Origin of the sequence: Caldimonas caldifontis, assembly GCF_002930615.1 — a bacterium.
In the GTDB taxonomy this organism is placed as follows: Bacteria; Pseudomonadota; Gammaproteobacteria; order Burkholderiales; family Burkholderiaceae_C; genus Caldimonas; species Caldimonas caldifontis.
On record NZ_PSNX01000004.1, the window covers coordinates 149,097 to 168,722 of the forward strand.

The 19,626-nt window shown below is 67.2% G+C and carries 18 protein-coding genes; 5 read left to right on the plus strand and 13 right to left on the minus strand.

All coding sequences use genetic code 11. The features are described from left to right. Positions 1-83 precede the first annotated feature (83 nt). Entirely contained in the window at positions 84-842 is a 759-nt protein-coding gene (gene cysE / locus C1704_RS05965) for a serine O-acetyltransferase (protein ID WP_104301824.1), read from the plus strand. Here the strand turns inward: cysE and mog are convergent. Both mog and yjgA read right to left on the minus strand, forming a co-directional pair. Beyond that, complete coding sequence (gene mog / locus C1704_RS05970; RefSeq protein WP_104301825.1) at positions 835-1,440, minus strand: molybdopterin adenylyltransferase; 606 nt, start codon at positions 1,438-1,440, stop codon at positions 835-837. The genes cysE and mog overlap by 8 nt on opposite strands. A gap of 3 nt (positions 1,441-1,443) precedes the next feature. Further along, on the minus strand, positions 1,444-2,004 hold the full coding sequence (yjgA, locus tag C1704_RS05975) for a ribosome biogenesis factor YjgA (RefSeq protein WP_104301826.1): 561 nt from the start codon (positions 2,002-2,004) through the stop codon (positions 1,444-1,446). A gap of 101 nt (positions 2,005-2,105) precedes the next feature. Here yjgA and pmbA point away from each other — a divergent pair, with 101 nt between their 5' ends. The 3 genes from pmbA (at position 2,106) to C1704_RS05990 (ending at position 6,094) form a co-directional block, all read left to right on the plus strand. Next, the gene (gene pmbA / locus C1704_RS05980) at positions 2,106-3,491 is read left to right on the plus strand and encodes a metalloprotease PmbA (protein ID WP_104301827.1); all 1,386 of its coding nucleotides are present in this window, start codon (positions 2,106-2,108) and stop codon (positions 3,489-3,491) included. A 182-nt stretch (positions 3,492-3,673) separates the two neighbouring features. Further along, complete coding sequence (locus C1704_RS05985; RefSeq protein ID WP_104301828.1) at positions 3,674-4,753, plus strand: TRAP transporter substrate-binding protein; 1,080 nt, start codon at positions 3,674-3,676, stop codon at positions 4,751-4,753. A 258-nt stretch (positions 4,754-5,011) separates the two neighbouring features. Next, on the plus strand, positions 5,012-6,094 hold the full coding sequence (locus C1704_RS05990; protein WP_104301829.1) for a TRAP transporter substrate-binding protein: 1,083 nt from the start codon (positions 5,012-5,014) through the stop codon (positions 6,092-6,094). An 86-nt stretch (positions 6,095-6,180) separates the two neighbouring features. Here the strand turns inward: C1704_RS05990 and C1704_RS05995 are convergent, their stop codons facing one another. The 6 genes from C1704_RS05995 to C1704_RS06020 all read right to left on the minus strand — a co-directional run bounded on the left by C1704_RS05995 (position 6,181) and on the right by C1704_RS06020 (position 11,430). Then, positions 6,181-7,968: a TRAP transporter large permease gene (locus C1704_RS05995; RefSeq protein ID WP_104301830.1), complete on the minus strand. Its 1,788-nt coding sequence runs from the start codon at positions 7,966-7,968 to the stop codon at positions 6,181-6,183. After that, a complete protein-coding gene (locus tag C1704_RS06000; RefSeq protein WP_104301831.1) occupies positions 7,965-8,579 on the minus strand; it encodes a TRAP transporter small permease subunit in 615 nt (204 codons plus the stop codon). Before C1704_RS06000 ends, C1704_RS05995 begins: the two co-directional genes overlap by 4 nt. Positions 8,580-8,888: 309 nt before the next feature. Continuing rightward, entirely contained in the window at positions 8,889-9,233 is a 345-nt protein-coding gene (locus C1704_RS06005; protein WP_104301832.1) for a protein tyrosine phosphatase family protein, read from the minus strand. A 20-nt stretch (positions 9,234-9,253) separates the two neighbouring features. Next, a complete protein-coding gene (locus tag C1704_RS06010; protein ID WP_104301833.1) occupies positions 9,254-9,700 on the minus strand; it encodes a GatB/YqeY domain-containing protein in 447 nt (148 codons plus the stop codon). Between the two features lie 134 nt (positions 9,701-9,834). After that, positions 9,835-10,047, minus strand: a complete 213-nt coding sequence (gene rpsU / locus C1704_RS06015; protein WP_104301834.1) for a 30S ribosomal protein S21 — start codon at positions 10,045-10,047, stop codon at positions 9,835-9,837. A 174-nt stretch (positions 10,048-10,221) separates the two neighbouring features. Next, positions 10,222-11,430, minus strand: coding sequence for a BaiN/RdsA family NAD(P)/FAD-dependent oxidoreductase (locus C1704_RS06020; protein WP_104301835.1), 1,209 nt, complete (start codon positions 11,428-11,430; stop codon positions 10,222-10,224). Positions 11,431-11,499: 69 nt separating this feature from the next. Here C1704_RS06020 and rhtB point away from each other — a divergent pair, with 69 nt between their 5' ends. After that, positions 11,500-12,129: a homoserine/homoserine lactone efflux protein gene (gene rhtB / locus C1704_RS06025; protein ID WP_104301836.1), complete on the plus strand. Its 630-nt coding sequence runs from the start codon at positions 11,500-11,502 to the stop codon at positions 12,127-12,129. Here rhtB and cobA read toward each other — a convergent pair. From cobA to nirB, 5 genes are read right to left on the minus strand one after another with little or no spacing between them, the layout of a single operon-like run. After that, a complete protein-coding gene (cobA, locus tag C1704_RS06030; protein ID WP_104301837.1) occupies positions 12,110-12,904 on the minus strand; it encodes a uroporphyrinogen-III C-methyltransferase in 795 nt (264 codons plus the stop codon). The two genes, rhtB and cobA, sit on opposite strands and share 20 nt — an antisense overlap. Then, positions 12,888-13,838, minus strand: a complete 951-nt coding sequence (gene ybiB / locus C1704_RS06035) for a DNA-binding protein YbiB (RefSeq protein WP_104301838.1) — start codon at positions 13,836-13,838, stop codon at positions 12,888-12,890. Before ybiB ends, cobA begins: the two co-directional genes overlap by 17 nt. A gap of 43 nt (positions 13,839-13,881) precedes the next feature. Beyond that, positions 13,882-16,689 (minus strand): nitrate reductase, encoded by a 2,808-nt coding sequence (locus C1704_RS06040; RefSeq protein ID WP_104301839.1) that lies wholly within the window; start codon positions 16,687-16,689, stop codon positions 13,882-13,884. Continuing rightward, positions 16,686-17,042 carry a nitrite reductase small subunit NirD gene (gene nirD, locus C1704_RS06045; protein WP_104301840.1) on the minus strand — a complete coding sequence of 119 codons (357 nt, stop codon included), beginning with the start codon at positions 17,040-17,042 and terminating at the stop codon, positions 16,686-16,688. The genes C1704_RS06040 and nirD overlap by 4 nt, the downstream gene beginning before the upstream one ends. 16 nt (positions 17,043-17,058) lie before the next feature. Beyond that, positions 17,059-19,506 (minus strand): nitrite reductase large subunit NirB, encoded by a 2,448-nt coding sequence (nirB, locus tag C1704_RS06050; RefSeq protein ID WP_104301841.1) that lies wholly within the window; start codon positions 19,504-19,506, stop codon positions 17,059-17,061. Positions 19,507-19,626: the final 120 nt, after the last annotated feature.

The following is a 19,626-nucleotide window of genomic DNA, read 5'->3' on the forward strand; positions in this document are numbered from 1 at the left end:
GCTCAGGGCCCCGGCAAAGCGCGCCTGCGCCACCCGCGCTGCGCCGCTACACTGGTTGCCGGTCGATACCAGACCCTTCCACCATGTTCGAGCACCTCCGAGAAGACATCGCCTGCATCCTTGAGCGCGACCCCGCCGCGCGCTCGACCTGGGAGGTGCTCACCTGTTACCCGGGGCTGCACGCGCTGGTCATGCATCGCTGGGCCCATGCCTGCTGGATCCGGGGCTGGCGCTGGCTGGGCCGGTTCATCTCTCACCTGGCACGATGGTTCACGGGCATCGAGATCCACCCGGGTGCCACCATCGGCCGGCGGGTGTTCATCGACCATGGCATGGGCGTGGTGATCGGCGAGACCGCCGAGATCGGCGACGAATGCACCATCTACCAGGGCGTGACGCTGGGGGGCACCTCGCTCTACAAGGGCGAGAAGCGGCACCCGACGCTGGGCAAGGGGGTGGTGGTGAGCGCCGGGGCCAAGGTGCTGGGCGGTTTCACGGTGGGCGACGGCGCCCGCGTGGGCTCCAACGCGGTGCTGCTCAAGCCGGTGCCTCCCGGAGCCACGGCGGTGGGCATTCCTGCGCGCATCATCCAGAAGGACGCGCAAGGGGGCGCGGCGTCACCGCCTGCGTTCTCGGCCTACGGTGTCACCCAGGGCGACGACCCCGTGTCGCTTGCGCTCAAGGGCCTGGTGGACAACGCGGCCGGCCATGAGCACCAGATCGCGCTGCTGTGGCAGGCCATCGAGAAGCTCGCCCAGGCCCAGCGCCCGGAGTGCATCCCGAGCGACGCTCACACCACCGAGCAGTTCGACGCCGAGTCGCTGAATCAGCTCGTCAAGTAGGCCCCGCAGGCCGGATCGCGCTCTTGGGGCGGAAGGCCTTGCACACGGCCTCATCGGTTTCCAGGTAGGGCCCGCCGATCAGGTCGATGCAGTAGGGCACGGCGGCGAAGATGCCGTGCACCACGGGCCGGCCCTCGGCGTCCTTCAGGCCCTCCAGGGTCTCCGCGATCGATTTGGGCTGGCCCGGCAGGTTGATGATCAGCGTCTGGCCCCGGATGACGGCCACCTGCCGCGACAGGATGGCCGTGGGCACGAAGCGCAGGCTGATCTGGCGCATCTGTTCGCCAAAGCCGGGCATCTCCTTGTCGGCCACGTCCAGCGTGGCTTCGGGGGTGACGTCGCGCGGGGCCGGCCCGGTGCCGCCGGTGGTCAGCACCAGGTCGCAGCGACGCTCGTCCACCAGCTCGCGCAGCGTGGCCGAGATGCCCGCGCGCTCGTCCGGGATCAGGCGCGTTTCCCAGGTGATGGGGTTGCGCAGGGCGCGGCCGAGCCATTCCTGCAGGGCCGGGATGCCCTTGTCTTCATAAACGCCGCTGGAGGCGCGGTCGCTGACCGACACCACGCCGATGCGGACCGGGTCGAAAGCGCTCATGTTCATGGATCAGCTCACTTCGTCGGGGGCCGCGTCGTCTGCCACGAGGTGGCCCTTCAGGTATTGAAACAGCTCGCGGTAGGCGCGGCCGCTGCGTTGCTCGGGGGTGGCGGCGGCATCCTTGCGGGCGGCACGGATGAGGCTGCGCAACTGCTGGGCATCGCTGTCGGGGTGATCGGCCATCCAGCGCGTGAGCGCCGCCTCATCGGCCAGCAGCTCGGTGCGCCACTGCTCGGCCTCATGCAGCGCCAGGCTGTCCACGGCGCGGCCCAGCTTCATCTCGGCCACGGCCTCGCGCACGGGTTCGGGGTCGATCTGACGCATCAGCTTGCCGATGTACTGCATCTGCCGGCGACGACCCTCATGTGAACGGGTACGCTTGTAGTCTTGAACGGCCGTCACCAGCGATTCGGGCAGTTCGAGCCGCTCGAAGCGACTGTCGGGCAGGCGCACCAGGTCTTCCCCGAGGTCTTGCAGTTCGTGCATGGCCTGCTTCAGGCGCGTCTTGCTGGGCCGCTCATCGAGCGGGGGGGGATCAGCGCTTTCGGGGCGGCGGGAGGCAGCGGACATGGGTCGGTGGAGGGCAACCCCGGTGTCGGGACGACATCGCAGGGGTCGCTATCATAAGCCCGCTCTTTCGCCACTTCCCGACACTCCCACCGATTGCACCCATGCCCCCCACTCATTCACCCCAGTCAGCCCACAGTGGCTTTGCCTACAGCCGCGATCAGTTTCGCGAGCTGGTGGAGCTCAGCCTGGCGACGGCCCGCAAGATGGGCGCCAGTGACGCGGCCGTGGAGGTGTCCGAAGGTGCCGGCCTGTCGGTGTCGGTGCGCAAGGGGAAGATCGAGAACGTCGAGCGCAACCGCGACAAGTCGATCGGTGTGACCGTCTACATCGGCCAGCGACGTGGCAACGCCAGCACGTCGGACTTTTCGCCCGCGGCAATCGAGCAGGCGGTGCGCGCCGCCTACGACATCGCCCGCTTCACGGCCGAAGATCCCGCCGCCGGCCTGCCCGATGAGGCCGACCTGGCCCTGGGTGAGGCTGCGGAGCGCGACCTCGACCTTTTCCACCCCTGGGCGCTGGATGCGGCGGGCGCGGCAGAGCTGGCCTTGCGCTGTGAGGCGGCCGCATTCGCTGTGGACAAGCGCATCACCAATTCAGAGGGCGCGGGCGTGTCCGCGCAGCAATCGCATTTCTTCGCCGGCAACTCGCGGGGCTTCCGGGGCGGCTATGCCAGCTCGCGCCACTCCCTGTCGGTGGCGCCCATCGCTGGGCGTGGGGCCCACATGCAGCGAGATGCCTGGTACTCCTCGATGCGGGACCCGGCCGAGCTGGCCTCTCCGGAGGCCGTGGGCCGTTATGCGGCTGAGCGCGCCCTGTCTCGCCTGCATGCACGCAAGATTCCCACCTGCGAATGCCCGGTGCTGTTCGAGTCCACCCTGGCGGCCGGACTGCTGGGGGGCTTTGTTCAGGCCACGAGTGGTGGGGCCCTGTACCGCAAGGCCTCCTTCCTGGTGGACAGCTTGGGCCAACAGGTCTTCCCCGAGCACGTCGATGTGGCGGAGGATCCGCACATTCCTCGCGGCAAGGGCAGTGCACCTTTCGATGATGAAGGCGTGCGGACCCAGCCCCGGCGTGTGGTGGACGCGGGGGTGGTGCAGGGTTACTTCCTGTCGAGCTACTCGGCTCGCAAGCTGGGCATGCGCACCACCGGTCATGCGGGAGGATCTCAGAACCTCCGGTTGACCAGCAGGCTCACGCAGCCTGGCGACGATCTCGACGCCATGCTGCGCAAGCTGGACCGTGGCCTCTTCGTGATCGAACTGATGGGGCAGGGGGTGAACTACGTGACCGGTGACTATTCGCGCGGGGCTGCCGGCTTCTGGGTCGAAGGCGGGCGCATTGCTCACCCCGTCGAGGAGGTCACGATCGCGTCGAATCTGCGCGACATGCTCAAGGGGATCGTGGCCGTGGGGGCAGACGCCTACACCCTGGGTTCCAAGACCATCGGCTCCGTGCTGGTCGATCGCATGAAGATCGCAGGATCCTGACAGAAGGCTGAACATCTGCTGTCGCCGGGTTCTCAGTGCACCACAAAAGCCTGAGCGCATCCTGAAAAAATCGCCTGCATCCGTGATTCCTCCAATGGGAATCGCCTGGGTCTGCGGCGCGTCTTCGTCTTCCTAGAATCGCGCCGCCTTCGGGCTTCATGCACACCAACACAGGAGCATTCATGGAACGCCGTTCCTTCATCCGCACCACCGGCCTGGCCGGGGTGCTGGCCGCGGGCGTTGCCCCGGCCGTCCACGCCCAGCCCGTCATCCGCTGGCGTTGCGCCTCCAGCTTTCCCAAGGCCCTCGACACCATCTACGGCGGCGCCGAGGTGTTCGCCAAGAAGGTCCATGACATGTCGGGCGGCAAGTTCCAGGTGTCGGTGCATGCCGGCGGTGAACTGATGCCCCCGTTCGGCATCGTCGATGCCCTGCAGAACGGCACGGTCGAGATGGGCCACACGGTGCCCTACTACTTCTTCGGCAAGGACCCGACGTTCGCCATCGGGGCCGCCATCCCCTTCGGCCTGAACTCGCGCCAGATGACGGCGTGGATGTTCGAAGGCAACGGCCTGAAGCTGATGCGCGAGTTCTACGCCCAGTACAACATCATCAACTTCGCCGGCGGCAACTCCGGTGCGCAGATGGCCGGCTGGTTCCGCAAGGAAATCAACACCGTCAACGACTACAAGGGCCTGAAGTTCCGCATCGGCGGCTTTGCCGGCGAGGTGATCAAGCGCCTGGGCGGCGTGCCCCAGAACATCCCCGGTGGCGAGATCTACCAGGCGCTGGAAAAGGGAACGATCGACGCGGCCGAGTGGGTGGGCCCCTACGACGACCAGAAGCTGGGCTTCAACAAGGTCGCGCCCTTCTACTACTACCCCGGCTGGTGGGAAGGTGGCCCGCAGATCGACTTCTTCCTGAACACCAAGGCCTACGAGTCTCTGTCCGCCGAGTACAAGGCGATCGTGGAGGCTGCAGCCACGTATGCGCATGTGGACATGCAAGCCAAGTACGACGCCCGCAACCCGGTGGCGCTGAAGCAGCTCGTGGCGCAGAAGGTCCAGCTCAAGGCCTTCCCCAAGGCGGTGATCGATGCAGCCTTCAAGGAGTCGATGGCGCTGTACTCCGAGCTGTCCGCTTCGAACCCCACCTGGAAGAAGGTGTACAGCGACTACGCGAACTTCCGTCGCGACCAGAATCTGTGGTTCCGCTTCACGGAAGCCCAGTTCGACCGCTACATGCAATCCGCCAAGCTGTGAGCGGTGGCGCCCACGCGGCGCCACGGTCTCCCGGAGGCCTCGCCTGGCGAGGCCTCTTTTTTTTCGGCCTCGGACATCACACGATCGGCATTGAAACTGAAAGAAATCTGACAATCGAACAAGGGCTTGCCCGTACGTGATGTTGCGCACGGGATAAACCCTGTCAGGAAGCTGAATACCGACTCCTAGAATTCGCGCACGCTTGTCGCCTTGTGCGCGGCTTTTTCTCGTCGTCATCTTGACCTACAGGAGTCATACATGGAGCGTCGTTCCTTCATTCGCAACACCGGTCTGGCGGGGGTGCTGGCCGCGGGCGCTGCCCCGGCCATCGTGCAGGCCCAGGCCAACATCCGCTGGCGCCTGGCCTCCAGCTTCCCCAAGGCCCTGGACACCATCTATGGGGCGGCTGAAACCTTCTCGAAGAAGGTCAGCGAAATGTCGGGCGGCAAGTTCACGATCTCGGTCCATGCCGGCGGCGAGCTGATGCCCGCCTTCGGTGTGGTCGATGGGATCCAGAACGGCACGGTCGAGATGGCCCACACCGCCCCGTACTACTTTTTCGGCAAGGACGAGACCTTCGCCTTGGCCTGCGCCATCCCCTTCGGTCTGAACTCTCGCCAGATGACGGCCTGGATGTACGAGGGCAATGGTCTGAAGCTGATGCGCGAGTTCTATGCCCAATACAACATCATCAGCTTCCCCATGGGCAACACCGGGGCCCAGATGGGCGGCTGGTTCCGCAAGGAAATCAAGACCGTGGCCGACTACAAAGGCCTGAAGTTCCGCGTGGGCGGTTTTGCGGGCAAGGTGATCGAGCGCCTGGGCGGCGTGCCGCAGAACATCCCCGGTGGCGAGATCTACCAGGCGCTGGAAAAGGGCACGATCGATGCGGCCGAGTGGGTGGGCCCCTACGACGACCAGAAGCTGGGCTTCAACAAGGTGGCGCCGTTCTATCACTACCCCGGCTGGTGGGAAGGTGGCCCGCAGCTCGACCTGTACGTCAACACCAAGGCCTATGAAGGGCTGTCGTCCGAGTACAAGGCCATCATCGAGGCGGCCGCTGCCTACGCGCACACCGACATGCAGGCCAAGTATGACGCCCGCAACCCGGAAGCGCTGAAGCAGCTCGTGGCGGCCGGCACCAAGGTGGTGGCCTTCAACAAGGCGGTGCTCGATGCAGCCTTCAAGGAGGCCATGGGGCTCTACGCCGATCTGTCGGCCAAGAACCCGAACTGGAAGAAGGTGTACAGCGACTACGCGAACTTCCGCCGCGACCAGAACCTGTGGTTCCGTTTCACGGAAGCCCAGTTCGACCGCTACATGCAAAGCGCCAAGCTGTAAGGCCTGGAGCGGTGGGCGCCTGAGGCGCCTGCACCAAAAGAAAAACCGCCGGGAGCCCCGGCGGTTTTTTCATGCCTGCCCGGCGGCTAGCGCCCGGGTTGGAGAGCCCTTTCCAGGGCCTTGGCCGGATCTTCTTCTTCGCCCACGGAGGCAGGCTCTGCCGAGGGTTCAGCCCCTTCGGGTGCCTCTTGTTCCTCTTCTTCCGTGTCGGCGCCGAAATCAGGATCCATCGGCATTTGCAGCCGCTGCATCACCTCGTCGGCACTGAGTTTCTCCTGCTGGGTGATGCCACCGGTCACCAACTGCGGGAAGGCGATGATGATTGCCACCATGATCAGCTGGATGATGATGAAGGCGATCGAGCCCTTGTAGATCTGCGGCGTGCGTACCGCGGGGATCAGCTTGTTGGTGATCCGGTCGAGATAGTCGGCCTTGGGAGCCACGCTGCGCAGGTAGAACAGCGCAAAGCCGAAAGGAGGGGTCAGGAAGGAGGTCTGCAGGTTCATCGCGATGATCACGCCGAACCAGATCAGATCAATCCCCATCTTGTCGGCCACAGGCGCCAGGATCGGGATCACGATGAAGGCGATCTCGAAGAAGTCGATGAACATGCCCAGGATGAACACCAGGACGTTCACGAAGATCAGGAAGCCCAGCTGGCCGCCAGGGAGCTTGTCGAACAGATGCTCCACCCAGATGTGGCCATCTGCGGCGTTGAAGGTGAAGCTGAAGACCGTGGAGCCGATCAGGATGAACAGCACGAACACCGAGAGTCGCGCCGTGGCATCCAGCGCCTGCTTGAGCACCGGGAAGGACAGGCGGCGGCGCGCAACGGCCATGATCAGCGCCCCTACCGCACCCATCGCTCCTCCCTCCGTGGGGGTGGCCACGCCCAGGAAGATGGTGCCCAGCACCAGGAAGATGAGCACCAGCGGTGGGATGAGCACGAAGGTGACCTGCTGCGCCAGCTTGGACAACAGATGCAGGCCGAACAGCTTGTTGAGCAGGGCAAGGGTGAAGGCCAGCAGCGAGGCGATGGTCATCGACAGGATGACCACCTCATCTTTCGGGGCGCCCTCGAAGGGGCGTCCCACGAGCGGGTTGATGATGGAGGCGTGGACCTGGGCCCAGGCCACAGCGGCCACGGAGCACACCAGCAGCAGCACGATCAGCGACAAATGGCCGCTGCGCCCGGTGTCCTCACGGTAGATCCGTGCCTCGGCTGGCAGGGCAGGCACCCATTTCGGCCGGAAGATCGCCACCAGAATGACAAAGAGGATGTACAGGCCGATCAGCATCATGGCCGGACGCAGTGCCCCGGCGTACATGTCTCCCACAGACCGGCCCAGCTGGTCGGCCATGACGATGAGCACCAGCGACGGTGGCACGGCCTGCGCCAGTGTGCCCGACGCGGTGATGGCCCCGGTGGCGATGGTCCGGTTGTATCCGTAGCGCAGCATGATGGGCAGCGAAATGAGACCCATCGAGATCACTGCGGCGGCCACCACGCCCGTGGTGGCGGCCAGCAGAGCCCCCACGAGGATCACCGCGATGGCCAGGCCGCCACGCACCGGCCCGAACACCTGGCCGACGGTTTCCAGCAGGTCTTCGGCCATGCCGGATCGTTCCAGGATGATCCCCATCAGGGTGAAGAAGGGGATGGCCAGCAGGGTTTCGTTCTGCATGATCCCCATGACGCGCAGGGGCAGGGCCTGGAAAAGGTTGGCCCCGAACAGGCCGAGTTCCATGCCGATGAAGCCGAACAGCAGACCGGTGGCCGCCAGACCGAAGGCCACGGGGATCCCGCACAGCAGGAACACCAGCAGTCCCGCAAAAAGGATGGGGACAAAGTTGTTGATGAGGAATTCGCTCATGACTGGGCTTTGGCGGGGACTTGTTCGTGGGCCTGGGCTTCCCGGGCGAGTTCTTCGGCCAGGCGCTGTGCTTCGGACTTGTGGTCGGCGTGAGAGAACGGTTCGCTGCGGTGCCCGGTGAGGAAGGCCACGCGCTTGATCAGCTCGGACACGGCCTGGGCCAGCAAGACGGCGAAGCCGGCCGGGATCAGGAAGTACACCGGCCAGCGGATCAGTCCGCCGGCGTTCTGGGACATCTCACCGCTGTGCCAGGCGTTGATGAACAGGGGCCAGGACAGGTTGATGAGGATGACGCTGAGCGGAATGATGAAGACCACCATCGCAAAGATGTCGATGACGGCGTTGGTGCGCTTGGAGAACTTCGAGGCAATGAAGTCGATGCGCACGTGCGCGTTGTGCAGCAGCACGTAGCCGACGCCCATCATGAACACGACGGCGAAGAGATACCACTGGATCTCGAGCCACGCATTGGAACTGGTGTTCAGGGTCTTGCGGATCACGGCATTGCCGGCACTGATGAGCACGGCAGCCAAGACGAACCACATGATGAGGCGACCGATCTGTTCATTGATCCAGTCGATCGCTCGAGACAAGCTGAGCAGGATGTTCACACGGACTCCATGGACTTGGGGCTGGACAGGCCCGCCTCACCGGCCGTCCGCCTGCGACACGGGCGGCCGGGTGAGGTGGCATGCGTTGAGCGGCACGGGCGGGACGGCGGACGGGTCCGGCGGGCATGCCGGGCGGCCCGGGTCAGAGGTGCCGCCGCGCACTGTAAGGAGCATGAACTGAATATCGCCTGAACACCCAGCGTGTTTGCGATGAATCTAGGGAAGACCCCTAGCAACGGCCCAGCAGGGCTGGCCGCTTCTGGCGCCGTGGCGCACCACCATGGGGAGTGCCTCCCCAGACCGGGGGGCTCAGGAGGTTTGCGTGGCGGCCTGGTAGAGGCGGGCGCTGCGTGCCCCGGAGCGGCAGAACAGCAGCACCGGGCGCGGCAGTCTGGCCAGCACCTGCGCGGCCTGTTCGATCTGCTCGGGGGTCTGACCCGTCGAGGCCACCGGCAGGTAGACGTACTGCAACCCGGCGGCCTGGGCGGCGGCCTCGATCTGGGCACTGGTGGGCTGGTCGGGGCCCCCTTCGAAGTCGGGGCGGTTGTTGATCACGCTCTTGAAGCCCGCGGCGGCGGCTTCGGCCATGGCCGAGGGCTCGAGCTGGGGGGCCACGCAGACGTCGGCGGCGATGGCTTGGATGGGCAGGGACATGGGGGCTCCTTGACGGCAGTTCAACGGCTGAGGGCTTGCTTGACGGCGGCTGACACCAGGGCCATGTCGGCGCGGCCGGCCAGGGCGGCCTTGGCGGCTGCCATGACCTTGCCCATGTCGGCAGGGCCGGTGGCTCCCACTTCGGCCACGATGCGCCTGATCTCTGCAGCGATCTCCTCGCCGCTCAGCCGTTGAGGCAGGTAGGCCTCCAGCACGGCGATCTCGGCATTCTCCTTGTCGGCCAGATCGGCACGGCCTGCCTGGGCATACTGGCTGGCGGCGTCCTTGCGCTGCTTGATGAGCTTGTCGACGATGCCGACCACGATGGTGTCATCCAGAGTGATCCGCTCGTCGACCTCCTTTTGCTTCATCGCGGCCAGCAGCATGCGGATGGTGGACAGGCGCTCGCTGTCCTTGGCGCGCATGGCGGCCTTCATGTCGTCGGAGATGCGGTCCTTCAGGCTCATGATGATCTCGGTGGAGAAGGTGGAAAGTATGCCGCGGGACGGCCCGGAAAGCACAAAGCCCGCCGGGCGTCCCCAAGCGGGCTTGTGTCAGGACGGGCTGCCCAGGGCAGCCGCGGCGCTGGGTCGGCTGGGCCTCAGTACAGCTTCTTGGGCAGCTGCATGCTGCGCACGCGCTTGAAGTGGCGCTTCACGGCGGCGGCCTTCTTGCGCTTGCGCTCGGCGGTGGGCTTTTCGTAGAACTCGCGGGCGCGCAGCTCGGTCAGCAGGCCCAGCTTTTCAATGGTGCGCTTGAAGCGGCGCAGGGCCACGTCGAACGGCTCGTTTTCTTTGACGCGAATGGTAGTCATCGAGAATTCGGATCCTAGATCTTGGCGCTCCGTGTCAGGCTTCTTGCGAAGCGCCAACGCCTTGGTGTACGGCCAAGGCCGCGAAAGCAGACGGATTGCGCAGGTTTGCCAGCAAAGACCGCGATTATAGCCAGCCACTGGCCGGTTTGCAAAGATGCAGGTGAGTGGACGCTCTCAAGGCCGGGAGGCTGACATGGCGCGTGCGCAGGCCGCAGCGCTGGCCCAGGCCCACTGGAAGTTGTAGCCGCCCAGCCAACCGGTCACATCGACCACCTCGCCGATGAAGTGCAGCCCAGGCAGGCGCTGGCTTTCCAGGCTTTGTGAGCTGAGTTCGCGGGTGTCCACCCCACCGGCCGTGACCTCGGCCTTGCGATAGCCCTCGGTGCCGCTGGGCCGCAGTTCCCAGGCGTGCAAGCGCTGGGCCAGGGTCTGCAGGTCGCGGTCACGGGTCTCGGCCAGTGGGCGGTGCCCATCCTGGCCCACCCCCTGCAGCCAGGCGTCGGCCAGGCGCTGCGGCAAGTGCTCGGCCAGGACCGTCCCCAGCTGCCGGCGCGAACCGGCCTTGGCCTGGCGCAGGGAGGTGGCCAGGTCGCCGTGGGGATGGAGGTCGATGGTGAGGGGCTCGCCAGGCCGCCAGTAGCTGGAAATCTGCAGCACGGCCGGGCCGCTCAGGCCGCGATGGGTGAACAGCAGGTCCTCGTCGAACCGGCCTTGCGCCTTGCCTGGCCCTGTGGCGATGCGCACGGGCAAGGCCACGCCGGCCAACGCGGCGAAGGGCGCCCACACGGCGCCGTCGAAGGTGAGCGGCACCAGGGCCGGACGGGTCTCGACGATGCGGTGCCCGAACTGTCGCGCCAGCCGGTAGCCGAAGTCGGTCGCGCCGATCTTGGGGATCGACAGGCCTCCGGTGGCCACGACCAGGCGGGCACTGCGCGCGGTGCCGCGGTCGGTGTCGCATTCGAAACCGGCAGCGCCATGACGCACCTCGGCCACGCGGCAGGGCTGCCAGCGGGTGACGCCGCCGGCATCGCACTCGCGCAGCAGCAGGCCGATGATGTCCTCCGACGACTCGTCGCAGAAGAGCTGGCCCTTGTGCTTCTCGTGCCAGGCGATGCGGTGACGCTGCACCAGGGCGATGAAGTCCTGGGGCGTGTAGCGCGCCAGGGCCGAACGGCAGAAGTGCGGGTTCTCGGACAGGAAGTTCGCCGGTCCGGCGTCGCGGTTGGTGAAGTTGCAGCGCCCCCCGCCGGAGATGCGGATCTTCTCGGCCACCTTGTCGGCATGGTCGATCACGAGCACGCGCAGGCCTGACTGCCCTGCGATGCCGGCACAGAACAGACCGGCCGCGCCGGCACCGATCACGATCACGTCAAAGGAATGCACGGGGCGCAGTGTAGGGCCCACGCTACCATCGGGGCAGGCCCCGCACCGCCGTGGGGCCGGGAGTCGAACATGCAGTTGGATGTGTGGTGGGCCTATTTCTTCGCCTGCTGGGCGATCGCCCTGTCGCCCGGATCGGGTGCGGTGCTGTCGATGAGTCACGGCCTGTCGTACGGCGTGCGCGCCACCTCGGTGACGATTGCCGGGCTGCAGACCGGGTTGACGATCGTGCTGTTGATCGCCGGCGCCGGTCTCGGGGCCTTGCTGGTGGCGTCCGAAACGGCCTTCACCGTGGTGAAGTGGGCCGGCGCCGCCTACCTGGTGTGGCTGGGTTTCCAGCAGTGGCGTGCCAGCGGGGCGGTGGCGCCCGGGGCCGTGCGGCTGCCGCCGCTGCCGGCGCGCAAGCGCTTCTTCATCGGGCTCTTCACCAACGCCACCAATCCCAAGGGGATCGTCTTCATGGTGGCGGTGCTGCCCCAGTTCATCGATCCGGGGCGGCCGCTGCTGCTGCAGTTGCTCATCCTGGCGGCCACGATGTGTGCGGTCGACATCATCGTGATGCACGGCTATGCCGCGCTGGCGGCGCGTCTGCAAGGGGTGCTGCGCACGCCACGGGCGATGCGCTGGCTCAACCGGGTCTTTGGTGGCGTGCTGATGGCGATGGGGGCGGCACTGGCGGTGTTCAAGCGGCAACCGCTGTAAGGCCTTCAGCTGCGGGCCGAGGCAGGGCCGCCAGGCCCTGCAGCACGTTGCCGACGATGATGACCGCCGGGCTGCCCAGGTCCTCGCGTCGTACGGTATCGGCCAGGGCGTCCAGCGTGGTGACGGCGTGGCGCTGGTGGGGCAGGCTGGCGTGCTGCACCACGGCCACCGGCATGGCGCCGCCCAGGTGGGTGCGCAGCCCCTCGGCAATGTGCGCGTGACGGGCCACGCCCATGTAGATCACCAGCGTGAAGCCCTGGGCGGCGGTGGCCGACAGCTGCACCCAGTCGAGTTCGGACTGCCCGTCCCTGGCGTGGCCGGTGACGAAGATGACACCGTGGGCATGCTCGCGGTGGGTGAGGGGGGCACCCAGGGCCGTGCAGGCGGCCAGCCCGGCGGTGATGCCGTTCACCACCTCCACCCGCAGGCCGGCCGCACGGAGGTGCTCGGCCTCTTCGCCCCCCCGCCCGAAGACGAAGGGATCGCCACCCTTCAAGCGCACGACCCGCTCCCCGCGCCGCGCCTCGGTGATCATGAGCCGTTCGATGAAGTCCTGGGGCGTGGAGCGGCAGCCGCCGCGCTTGCCGACGGGGACCACGCGTGCCGAGCGACGGACATGGCGCAAGACGCCTTCACCCACCAGGTCGTCCACCAGCACGACGGTGGCGCGGCGGATCGCCCGCAGGGCCTTGAGGGTCAGCAGGTCGGGGTCACCAGGGCCGGCGCCGACCAGGGTGACGGTGGGCGGTGTCGGTGTGTCAGGCTGAGCGTGCATGGGGTGGGACGTCCGAATGGTGCTGTTGGGCCAGGGCCTGCAAGAGGCATTCCACCTGCTGCTGCAAGGGCGCCGGCGCCGGCTTCTCGCCGCTCACCACGGCCTGGATGTAGTGCGCCGTGGTCGCCGCATCACAAGTGGCCGGCAGCAGCGGGAGCTGCGTGAGCACACCCTCGCGTGCCGGCACGCTCAGGTCCGGTCGCGGCTGGCCGGCCAGGAACACGTCCATGCGCGGGGTGCGGCGCGGGTCGGCAAAGGGCTCTCCCTCGGTGCCACGCATCAGCAGCGCGTTGGCCGCCGTGGCCTGCAGGAAGTCGGTCAGCATGCTGCCGTACTCGGGGTGGGTGTAGTTCACCACGCGCAGGCCATCGCCGGCGTCGAGCAGCTTGGCCACCGTGTGGCCGGGGTTGCGCAGGCCGATGACCCAGCGCACGTCGAGCAGACGGGCCAGGGGCGGGCACAGGTGCTCGGTGCGGATGTAGGCCGGCTCCTGTCGGTCCCAGGCGCGTTCGATGTCCTGGACGCCGGTGGCCAGGGGCAGGCCCAGATCCTGGAAGACCTGGGCGGTGGTCACCCGGGTCGGGTCCTCGGGCATCCCATGGACGAGCACGGCGACCCCCTCCTGGGCCAGCATCTGCGCCAGCAGCGGCGTGAGATTGGGCAGCTTGCGGGCGCCGTTGTAGGACGGCAGCAGCACCAGGGGCCGCCCGCTCGGCAGTGGGATGCAACGCTCGCGTGCGGCCTGCAGGAAGCCGGCCAGTTCGTCGACCGACTCCCCCTTGATGCGCATGGCAATGGCGAAGGCCCCCAGCTCCAGGTCGCTGACGCGGCCATCGAGCACCTGACACAGGAGGTCGTGGGCCTGCTCGCGGGTGAGAGAGCGCGCACCTTCCTTGCCGCGGCCGATGTCCTTGATGTAGGGGGCGATGCTCATGAGCTTGTCCGTCGGGCGGTCCGTGCGGGGCGGGTCGTCATTGTCACGCCGCCTGCAGGCCGGTGCGCACCAGGCGGCGCAGTTCGGGCACGCAGGAGCCGCATTGGGTGCCGCAGCGTCGTTCGGCCTGCAAGCGGGCCAGGCGCTCCTCGGCGCTGCCGCGGCATTGCGAGAGCGTGGCCAGGATCTCGGATTCCGTCACGTTCAGGCAGGTGCAGACCTGGCGGCTGCGGGCTGCGACAGCCGCAGGGGGCTGGGCGCCCGGCGCCAGCAGCGCACGGCCATAGGCCTGGGCGGGCAATTCGTCCTGCAGCAGGGCCTTGATCCAGCCCTCGGCACGGGTGTCGCCGGCCAGCACGAAGGCGTCCAGCCGGGCCTCCGGGCTGCCGTTGCCCCGCGGGGCCAGACGCATCGCGCGGCGCTGGCCCTTGCGCCGGTCGGCGTAGCGCAGCACTTCGGCGCCGCTCAGGCCCAGGAGGCCCTCGATCTGCGCCAGGACGGCCTCACCGGGGGCCTCGTAGGCTGCGGCGCGAAAGAGCACCCCCAGCACGCCACGGTCGTTGGGCTCCCGGCCGAAGGGCAGACAGGTGGCATAGGCAAAGACCGGCATCAGCGCCCGCAGGGCCGCGAGCGCCCGATGGGCCTGGCTGGACGGGAGCCAGGCGGCGCCCAGCAGCGTCCAGGGCAATTCCGCCTTGAGCACCTTCACGGCGGTGTGCTTGAGCTCCGGCTGCTTGGAGCTGGGGCAGAAGGCGGGCGTGGTCAAGGCATTGACACCGGTCAGGCGTTCGCCGGTGCTGCCGCAGCCCGAGACGAACTCTTCGCCCCAGTGCATGGCCACGAAGGCTTGCGCCAGACCCACCTGCGCGCTGCCCTGGGCCGGCAGCACGATGGAGCCGCGCCGCGAGGTCAGGTGCACCAGGTCGCCGTCCTTCAACCCGCGGCGTTCCATGTCCTGCGGGTGCAATTGCACGGCCGGTTCGCTCACGTGGCCGAACAGGCGCCCCAGCAGACCGGTGCGGCTCATGCCGTGCCAGTGGTCGCGCAGCCGTCCGGTGGTGAGGCTGAAGGGGTAGCGGGCATCACGCGGTTCGGCCAGCGGTGCATAGGCCACGTCGGCGAAGCGCGCGCGCCCATCCGGTGTGGGGAAACGGCCGTCTTCGTAGAGACGGGCGCGCGGGGCCTGACCCTCGGGACAGGGCCAATGCTGCGGCGCGCGCTCGAGTTCGGCGTAGCTCAGGCCGGTGATGTCCAGGTCGCGGCCGCGCGTGCTTTCCCGGTGTTCGTTCCAGATGGCTTCGGGCGTGTCGTAGGGGAAGAGGGTGGGCCGGCCGTTCAGACGCTCGGGCAGACGGGCCTCCAGGCGGCGGGCGAAATCGACCACCGCGCACCAGTCGTGCCGGGCCTCGCCGGGGGCGGCCACGGCGGGGCGCACGCGGCTGATGCGACGTTCGCTGTTGGTGACGGTGCCGTCCTTTTCGCCCCAGGTGGTGGCCGGCAGCAGCAGGTCGGCGTAAGCGCAGGTGGCGGTGGTGGCAAAGGCTTCCTGCACCACGACAAACTCGCAGCGCTGCAGCGCCCGGCGCACGGTGGCCTGGTCGGGCATGGACTGGGCCGGGTTGGTGCAGGCGATCCACAGGGCCTTGATCTCGCCGCGCGCGGCCGCTTCGAACATCTCGACCGCCGTCTTGCCCGGTGTGGCCGGGACGTCCGTCACACCCCACAGACGCGCCACTTCCGCGCGGTGTTCGGGGTTGGCGAGGTCACGGTGGGCCGACAGCAGGTTGGCCAGCCCCCCCACTTCGCGCCCGCCCATGGCATTGGGCTGGCCGGTGAGCGAGAAGGGGCCGGCCCCCGGCCTGCCGATCTGCCCGGTGGCCAGGTGCAGATTGATGAGGGCCGCGTTCTTGGCCGTGCCGCTGCTGCTCTGGTTCAGCCCCTGGCAGTACAGCGACAGTGTGGCCTTCGACTGGCCGAACCAGTGGGCCGCTTCCATCAGTGCGGCGGTTTCGATGCCACACAGCCGGGCGACCTCCTTCGGGTGGAAGTCCATCACGCGGCGCTTGAGAGCGTCGAAGCCCGTGGTGTGGGCCGCGATGTAGGCCGGGTCGATCAGGTGGTCCCACAGCAGCACGTGCAGCATGCCGTGGAACAGGGCCACATCGGTGCCGGGCTGGATGGGCAGGTAGAGATCGGCGAACTCGGCCGTTTCGGTGCGGCGTGGGTCCGCCACGATGATCCTGAGCCGCGGGTTGACGCGTTTGGCATCCTCGATGCGCCGAAAAAGGATGGGGTGAGCGTAGGCTGTGTTGGAGCCCGCGATGAAGATCACCTCGGCGTGGTCGATGTCCTCGTAGTTGCAGGGTGGGGCATCGGCCCCCAGCGTGAGCTTGTAGCCTGCGACGGCGCTGCTCATGCACAGGCGCGAGTTGGTGTCGACGTTGTTGGTGCCGATCAGGCCCTTGGCGAGCTTGTTGAAGACGTAGTAGTCCTCGGTCAGCAGCTGGCCCGAGATGTAGAAGCCCACGGCATCGGGGCCGTGGCGGTCGATGATGTCGGCGAAGCGGTCGGCGGCGTCTGTCAGGGCGGTGTCCCAGCTCACCGCATGCGGCACCTCGCCGCGCTGCGTGCGTCGCTGGGGTTGCAGCAGCCGGGTCTGCAGCGCCACGGGCGTGCTGGCAGTCAGGTGCAGGGTGCTGCCCTTGGTGCACAGGCGGCCGAAGTTGGCCGGGTGATCCGGGTCGCCTCGCACGCCGGTGATCTGCTCCCCCTGAGACTCGATGATCACGCCGCAGCCCACCCCGCAGTAGGGGCAGGTGGAGCGCATCTCCCGGACCGCCGCCTGTGTCATGCCGCCGCCTTCACCTCGTCGAGGGCCAGGGAGTTCAGTTCGTCCACGTCCAGATAGACCTGGCCGGCCTCGACCTTGACCGTGAAGGCCTGCGTGCAACCCTGATCGGGCTCCCTGGCACAGCCGTCGTCCAGGCCGATGGTCCAGTTGTGCAACGGGCAGGCCACACTGGTGCCGAAGACGATGCCCTGGCTCAGGGGGCCGCCTTTGTGCGGGCAGCGGTCCAGCAGCGCGAAGACCTGGTCCTCGGCATTGCGGAAGACGGCCACCGCGCATCCGGTGGGGCGTTGCACGCGGCGCGACCCCAGCACGGGGATGTCGTCGACGCGGCAGATGGGTTTCCATTGACTCATGTGGGACTCCGTTTGCTCAGGCACTCAGCGCATCGAATTGCCGGGTATCGACCTTGGCCTTGTCGAACTCGAACCAGGGATCGGGTTCGCCGTCCAGAGAGAACTGCAGCCGCGCCCACAGGGCCTTGCGGCCCTCGGCGTCGTCGAGCACCTTCTTCTTGACGTAGTCCAGCCCGACGCGGCCCACGTAGTGGCAGGTGCGTTCCAGGTACCAGCCTTCTTCGCGGTAGAGCTGCAGGAAGGCACCGCTGACCTCCAGCACCTCCTCGGCGGTCTTCACCTTGGTGAAGAAGTGCGCCACCTCGGTCTTGATGCCGCCGTTGCCGGCGACGTAGATTTCCCAGCCGGAATCGACGCCGATCACGCCGACGTCCTTGATGCCGGACTCGGCACAGTTGCGGGGGCAACCGCTCACTGCCAGCTTGACCTTGTGCGGCGCATACATGCGCCACAGCGCCCGCTCCAGGTCCTTGCCCATCTGCGTGCTGTCCTGGGTGCCGAAGCGGCACCACTCGCTGCCCACGCAGGTCTTCACGGTGCGCAGGGCCTTGGCATAGGCATGGCCCGAGGGCATGCCGATGTCCTTCCACACGTTGACAAGGTCTTCCTTCTTCACGCCCAGCAGATCGATGCGCTGGCCGCCGGTGATCTTGACGGTGGGGATCTTGTACTTGTCCACCACGTCGGCGATACGGCGCAGTTCGTCGGCCGTGGTTTCGCCACCCCACATGCGCGGGACCACGGAGTAGGTGCCGTCCTTCTGGATGTTGGCGTGGCTGCGTTCGTTGATGAAGCGTGACTGAGGATCGTCCTGCGCCTCCTTGGGCCAGGTGGAGATCAGGTAGTAGTTCAGCGCCGGACGGCAGGTCGAGCAGCCGTTGGGTGTACGCCAGTTCAGGTGGCGCATCACGCCGTCGATGGTGAGCAGCTTGCTCCCGTCGGCCAGCGGCGTGCGGATGGCCTGGCGCACTTCCTCGTGGCTGTGGTCGGTGCAGCCGCACATCGCCTTCTTCTTCGGTGTGGCCGAGTAGTCGCCGCCGGCGGTGAACATCAGCAGCTGCTCGACCAGGCCGGTGCAGGAACCGCAGGAGGCACTCGCCTTGGTGTGCTTGCGCACCTCCTCCAGCGTGAACAGGCCCTTGTCCTTGATGGCCTTGCAGATGGCGCCCTTGGTCACGCCGTTGCAGCCGCAGACTTCGTCGCCGTCGGCCATGGCCGCGGCCTTGTTGTGGCCTTCGTGCCCGGTGTCGCCGATGTTGGATTCGCCGAACATCAACCGGTCGCGGATGTCGTGGATGGTGCGACCCTCCCGCAGCAGCTTGAAGTACCACGAACCATCGACGGTGTCGCCGTACAGGCAGGCGCCCACCAGCTTGTCGTCCTTGATGACGAGCTTCTTGTACACCCCGCCGTAGGGGTCGCTCATCACGATCTCCTCGGTGCCTTCGCCTCCCATGAAGTCGCCGGCCGAGAAGAGGTCGATGCCGGTGACCTTGAGCTTGGTGGACACCTGCGAGCCCAGGTAGCGGCCGATGCCGAACTGCGCCAGGTGCGTGGCGCAGACCTTGCCCTGCTCGAAAAGCGGGGCCACCAGGCCGTAGGCGATGCCACGGTGGGCCGCGCACTCGCCCACGGCGTAGATGCGCGGGTCGGTGACCGTCTGCATCGTGTCGGTGACGACGATGCCGCGGTGGCAGTGGATGCCGATCTTCTCGGCCAGCTCGGTGTTGGGCCGGATGCCCGCGGCCATCACCACCAGATCGGCGGGCACTTCGGTGCCATCCTTGAACTGCACCGCCATCACCCGGCCGTCCTTGCCGCCGATCAGCGCCTGCGTCTGGGCCCCGATCAGGAACTTGAGCCCGCGTTCTTCCAGTGACTTCTGCAGCAGCTTGCCGGCTACCTCATCGAGCTGGCGCTCCATCAGCCAGGGGGCGATGTGCACCACGCTCACCTGCATGCCGCGCAGCATCAGGCCGTTGGCGGCCTCCAGACCCAGCAGGCCACCGCCGATCACGACTGCGTGCTTGTACCTGGCGGCGGCCTCGATCATGGCGTTGGTGTCGGAGATGTCGCGGTAGGCGATCACGCCGTCAAGCTCCTTGCCGGGCACCGGCAGGATGAAGGGGTTGGAGCCGGTGGCCAGCAGCAGGCGGTCGTAGGCGGCCTCGGTGCCATCCTCGGCGCGCACGATGCGGCGGCTGCGGTCGATGTCCACCACCTTCCTGCCCAGGTGCAGGGTGATGCCGTTTTCCTCGTACCACGACTCCGGATTGAGGATGATCTCCTCCAGCGTCTGCTCGCCGGCCAGCACCGGCGACAGCGCGATGCGGTTGTAGTTGGGATGGGGCTCGGCACCGAAGACCGTGATCTCGTAGAGATCGGGCGCAATCTTCAGCAGTTCCTCCAGGGTGCGCACGCCGGCCATGCCGTTGCCCACCATCACCAGTTTCATCTTCTTCATGTGCCGAGCTCCGTGAGAAAGGCCCCCTTGGCCGAAATAGCAAGGGAGGTGCCAACAAGAAAGGTGCAAGCCTCAGGCCGCATGCACCGCGTCGGGGCTTGCCAGATGCCGCACTTTGGG

Excerpts from the sequence above, each read along its gene's own strand:
- cysE (WP_104301824.1), top strand. The coding sequence starts at position 84 with ATGTTCGAGCACCTCCGAGAAGACATCGCCTGCATCCTTGAGCGCGAC.
- mog (WP_104301825.1), bottom strand. The coding sequence starts at position 1,440 with ATGAACATGAGCGCTTTCGACCCGGTCCGCATCGGCGTGGTGTCGGTC.
- yjgA (WP_104301826.1), bottom strand. The coding sequence starts at position 2,004 with ATGTCCGCTGCCTCCCGCCGCCCCGAAAGCGCTGATCCCCCCCCGCTC.
- pmbA (WP_104301827.1), top strand. The coding sequence starts at position 2,106 with ATGCCCCCCACTCATTCACCCCAGTCAGCCCACAGTGGCTTTGCCTAC.
- C1704_RS05985 (WP_104301828.1), top strand. The coding sequence starts at position 3,674 with ATGGAACGCCGTTCCTTCATCCGCACCACCGGCCTGGCCGGGGTGCTG.
- C1704_RS05990 (WP_104301829.1), top strand. The coding sequence starts at position 5,012 with ATGGAGCGTCGTTCCTTCATTCGCAACACCGGTCTGGCGGGGGTGCTG.
- C1704_RS05995 (WP_104301830.1), bottom strand. The coding sequence starts at position 7,968 with ATGAGCGAATTCCTCATCAACAACTTTGTCCCCATCCTTTTTGCGGGA.
- C1704_RS06005 (WP_104301832.1), bottom strand. The coding sequence starts at position 9,233 with ATGTCCCTGCCCATCCAAGCCATCGCCGCCGACGTCTGCGTGGCCCCC.
- C1704_RS06010 (WP_104301833.1), bottom strand. The coding sequence starts at position 9,700 with ATGAGCCTGAAGGACCGCATCTCCGACGACATGAAGGCCGCCATGCGC.
- rpsU (WP_104301834.1), bottom strand. The coding sequence starts at position 10,047 with ATGACTACCATTCGCGTCAAAGAAAACGAGCCGTTCGACGTGGCCCTG.
- rhtB (WP_104301836.1), top strand. The coding sequence starts at position 11,500 with ATGCAGTTGGATGTGTGGTGGGCCTATTTCTTCGCCTGCTGGGCGATC.
- cobA (WP_104301837.1), bottom strand. The coding sequence starts at position 12,904 with ATGCACGCTCAGCCTGACACACCGACACCGCCCACCGTCACCCTGGTC.
- ybiB (WP_104301838.1), bottom strand. The coding sequence starts at position 13,838 with ATGAGCATCGCCCCCTACATCAAGGACATCGGCCGCGGCAAGGAAGGT.
- C1704_RS06040 (WP_104301839.1), bottom strand. The coding sequence starts at position 16,689 with ATGACACAGGCGGCGGTCCGGGAGATGCGCTCCACCTGCCCCTACTGC.
- nirD (WP_104301840.1), bottom strand. The coding sequence starts at position 17,042 with ATGAGTCAATGGAAACCCATCTGCCGCGTCGACGACATCCCCGTGCTG.
- nirB (WP_104301841.1), bottom strand. The coding sequence starts at position 19,506 with ATGAAGAAGATGAAACTGGTGATGGTGGGCAACGGCATGGCCGGCGTG.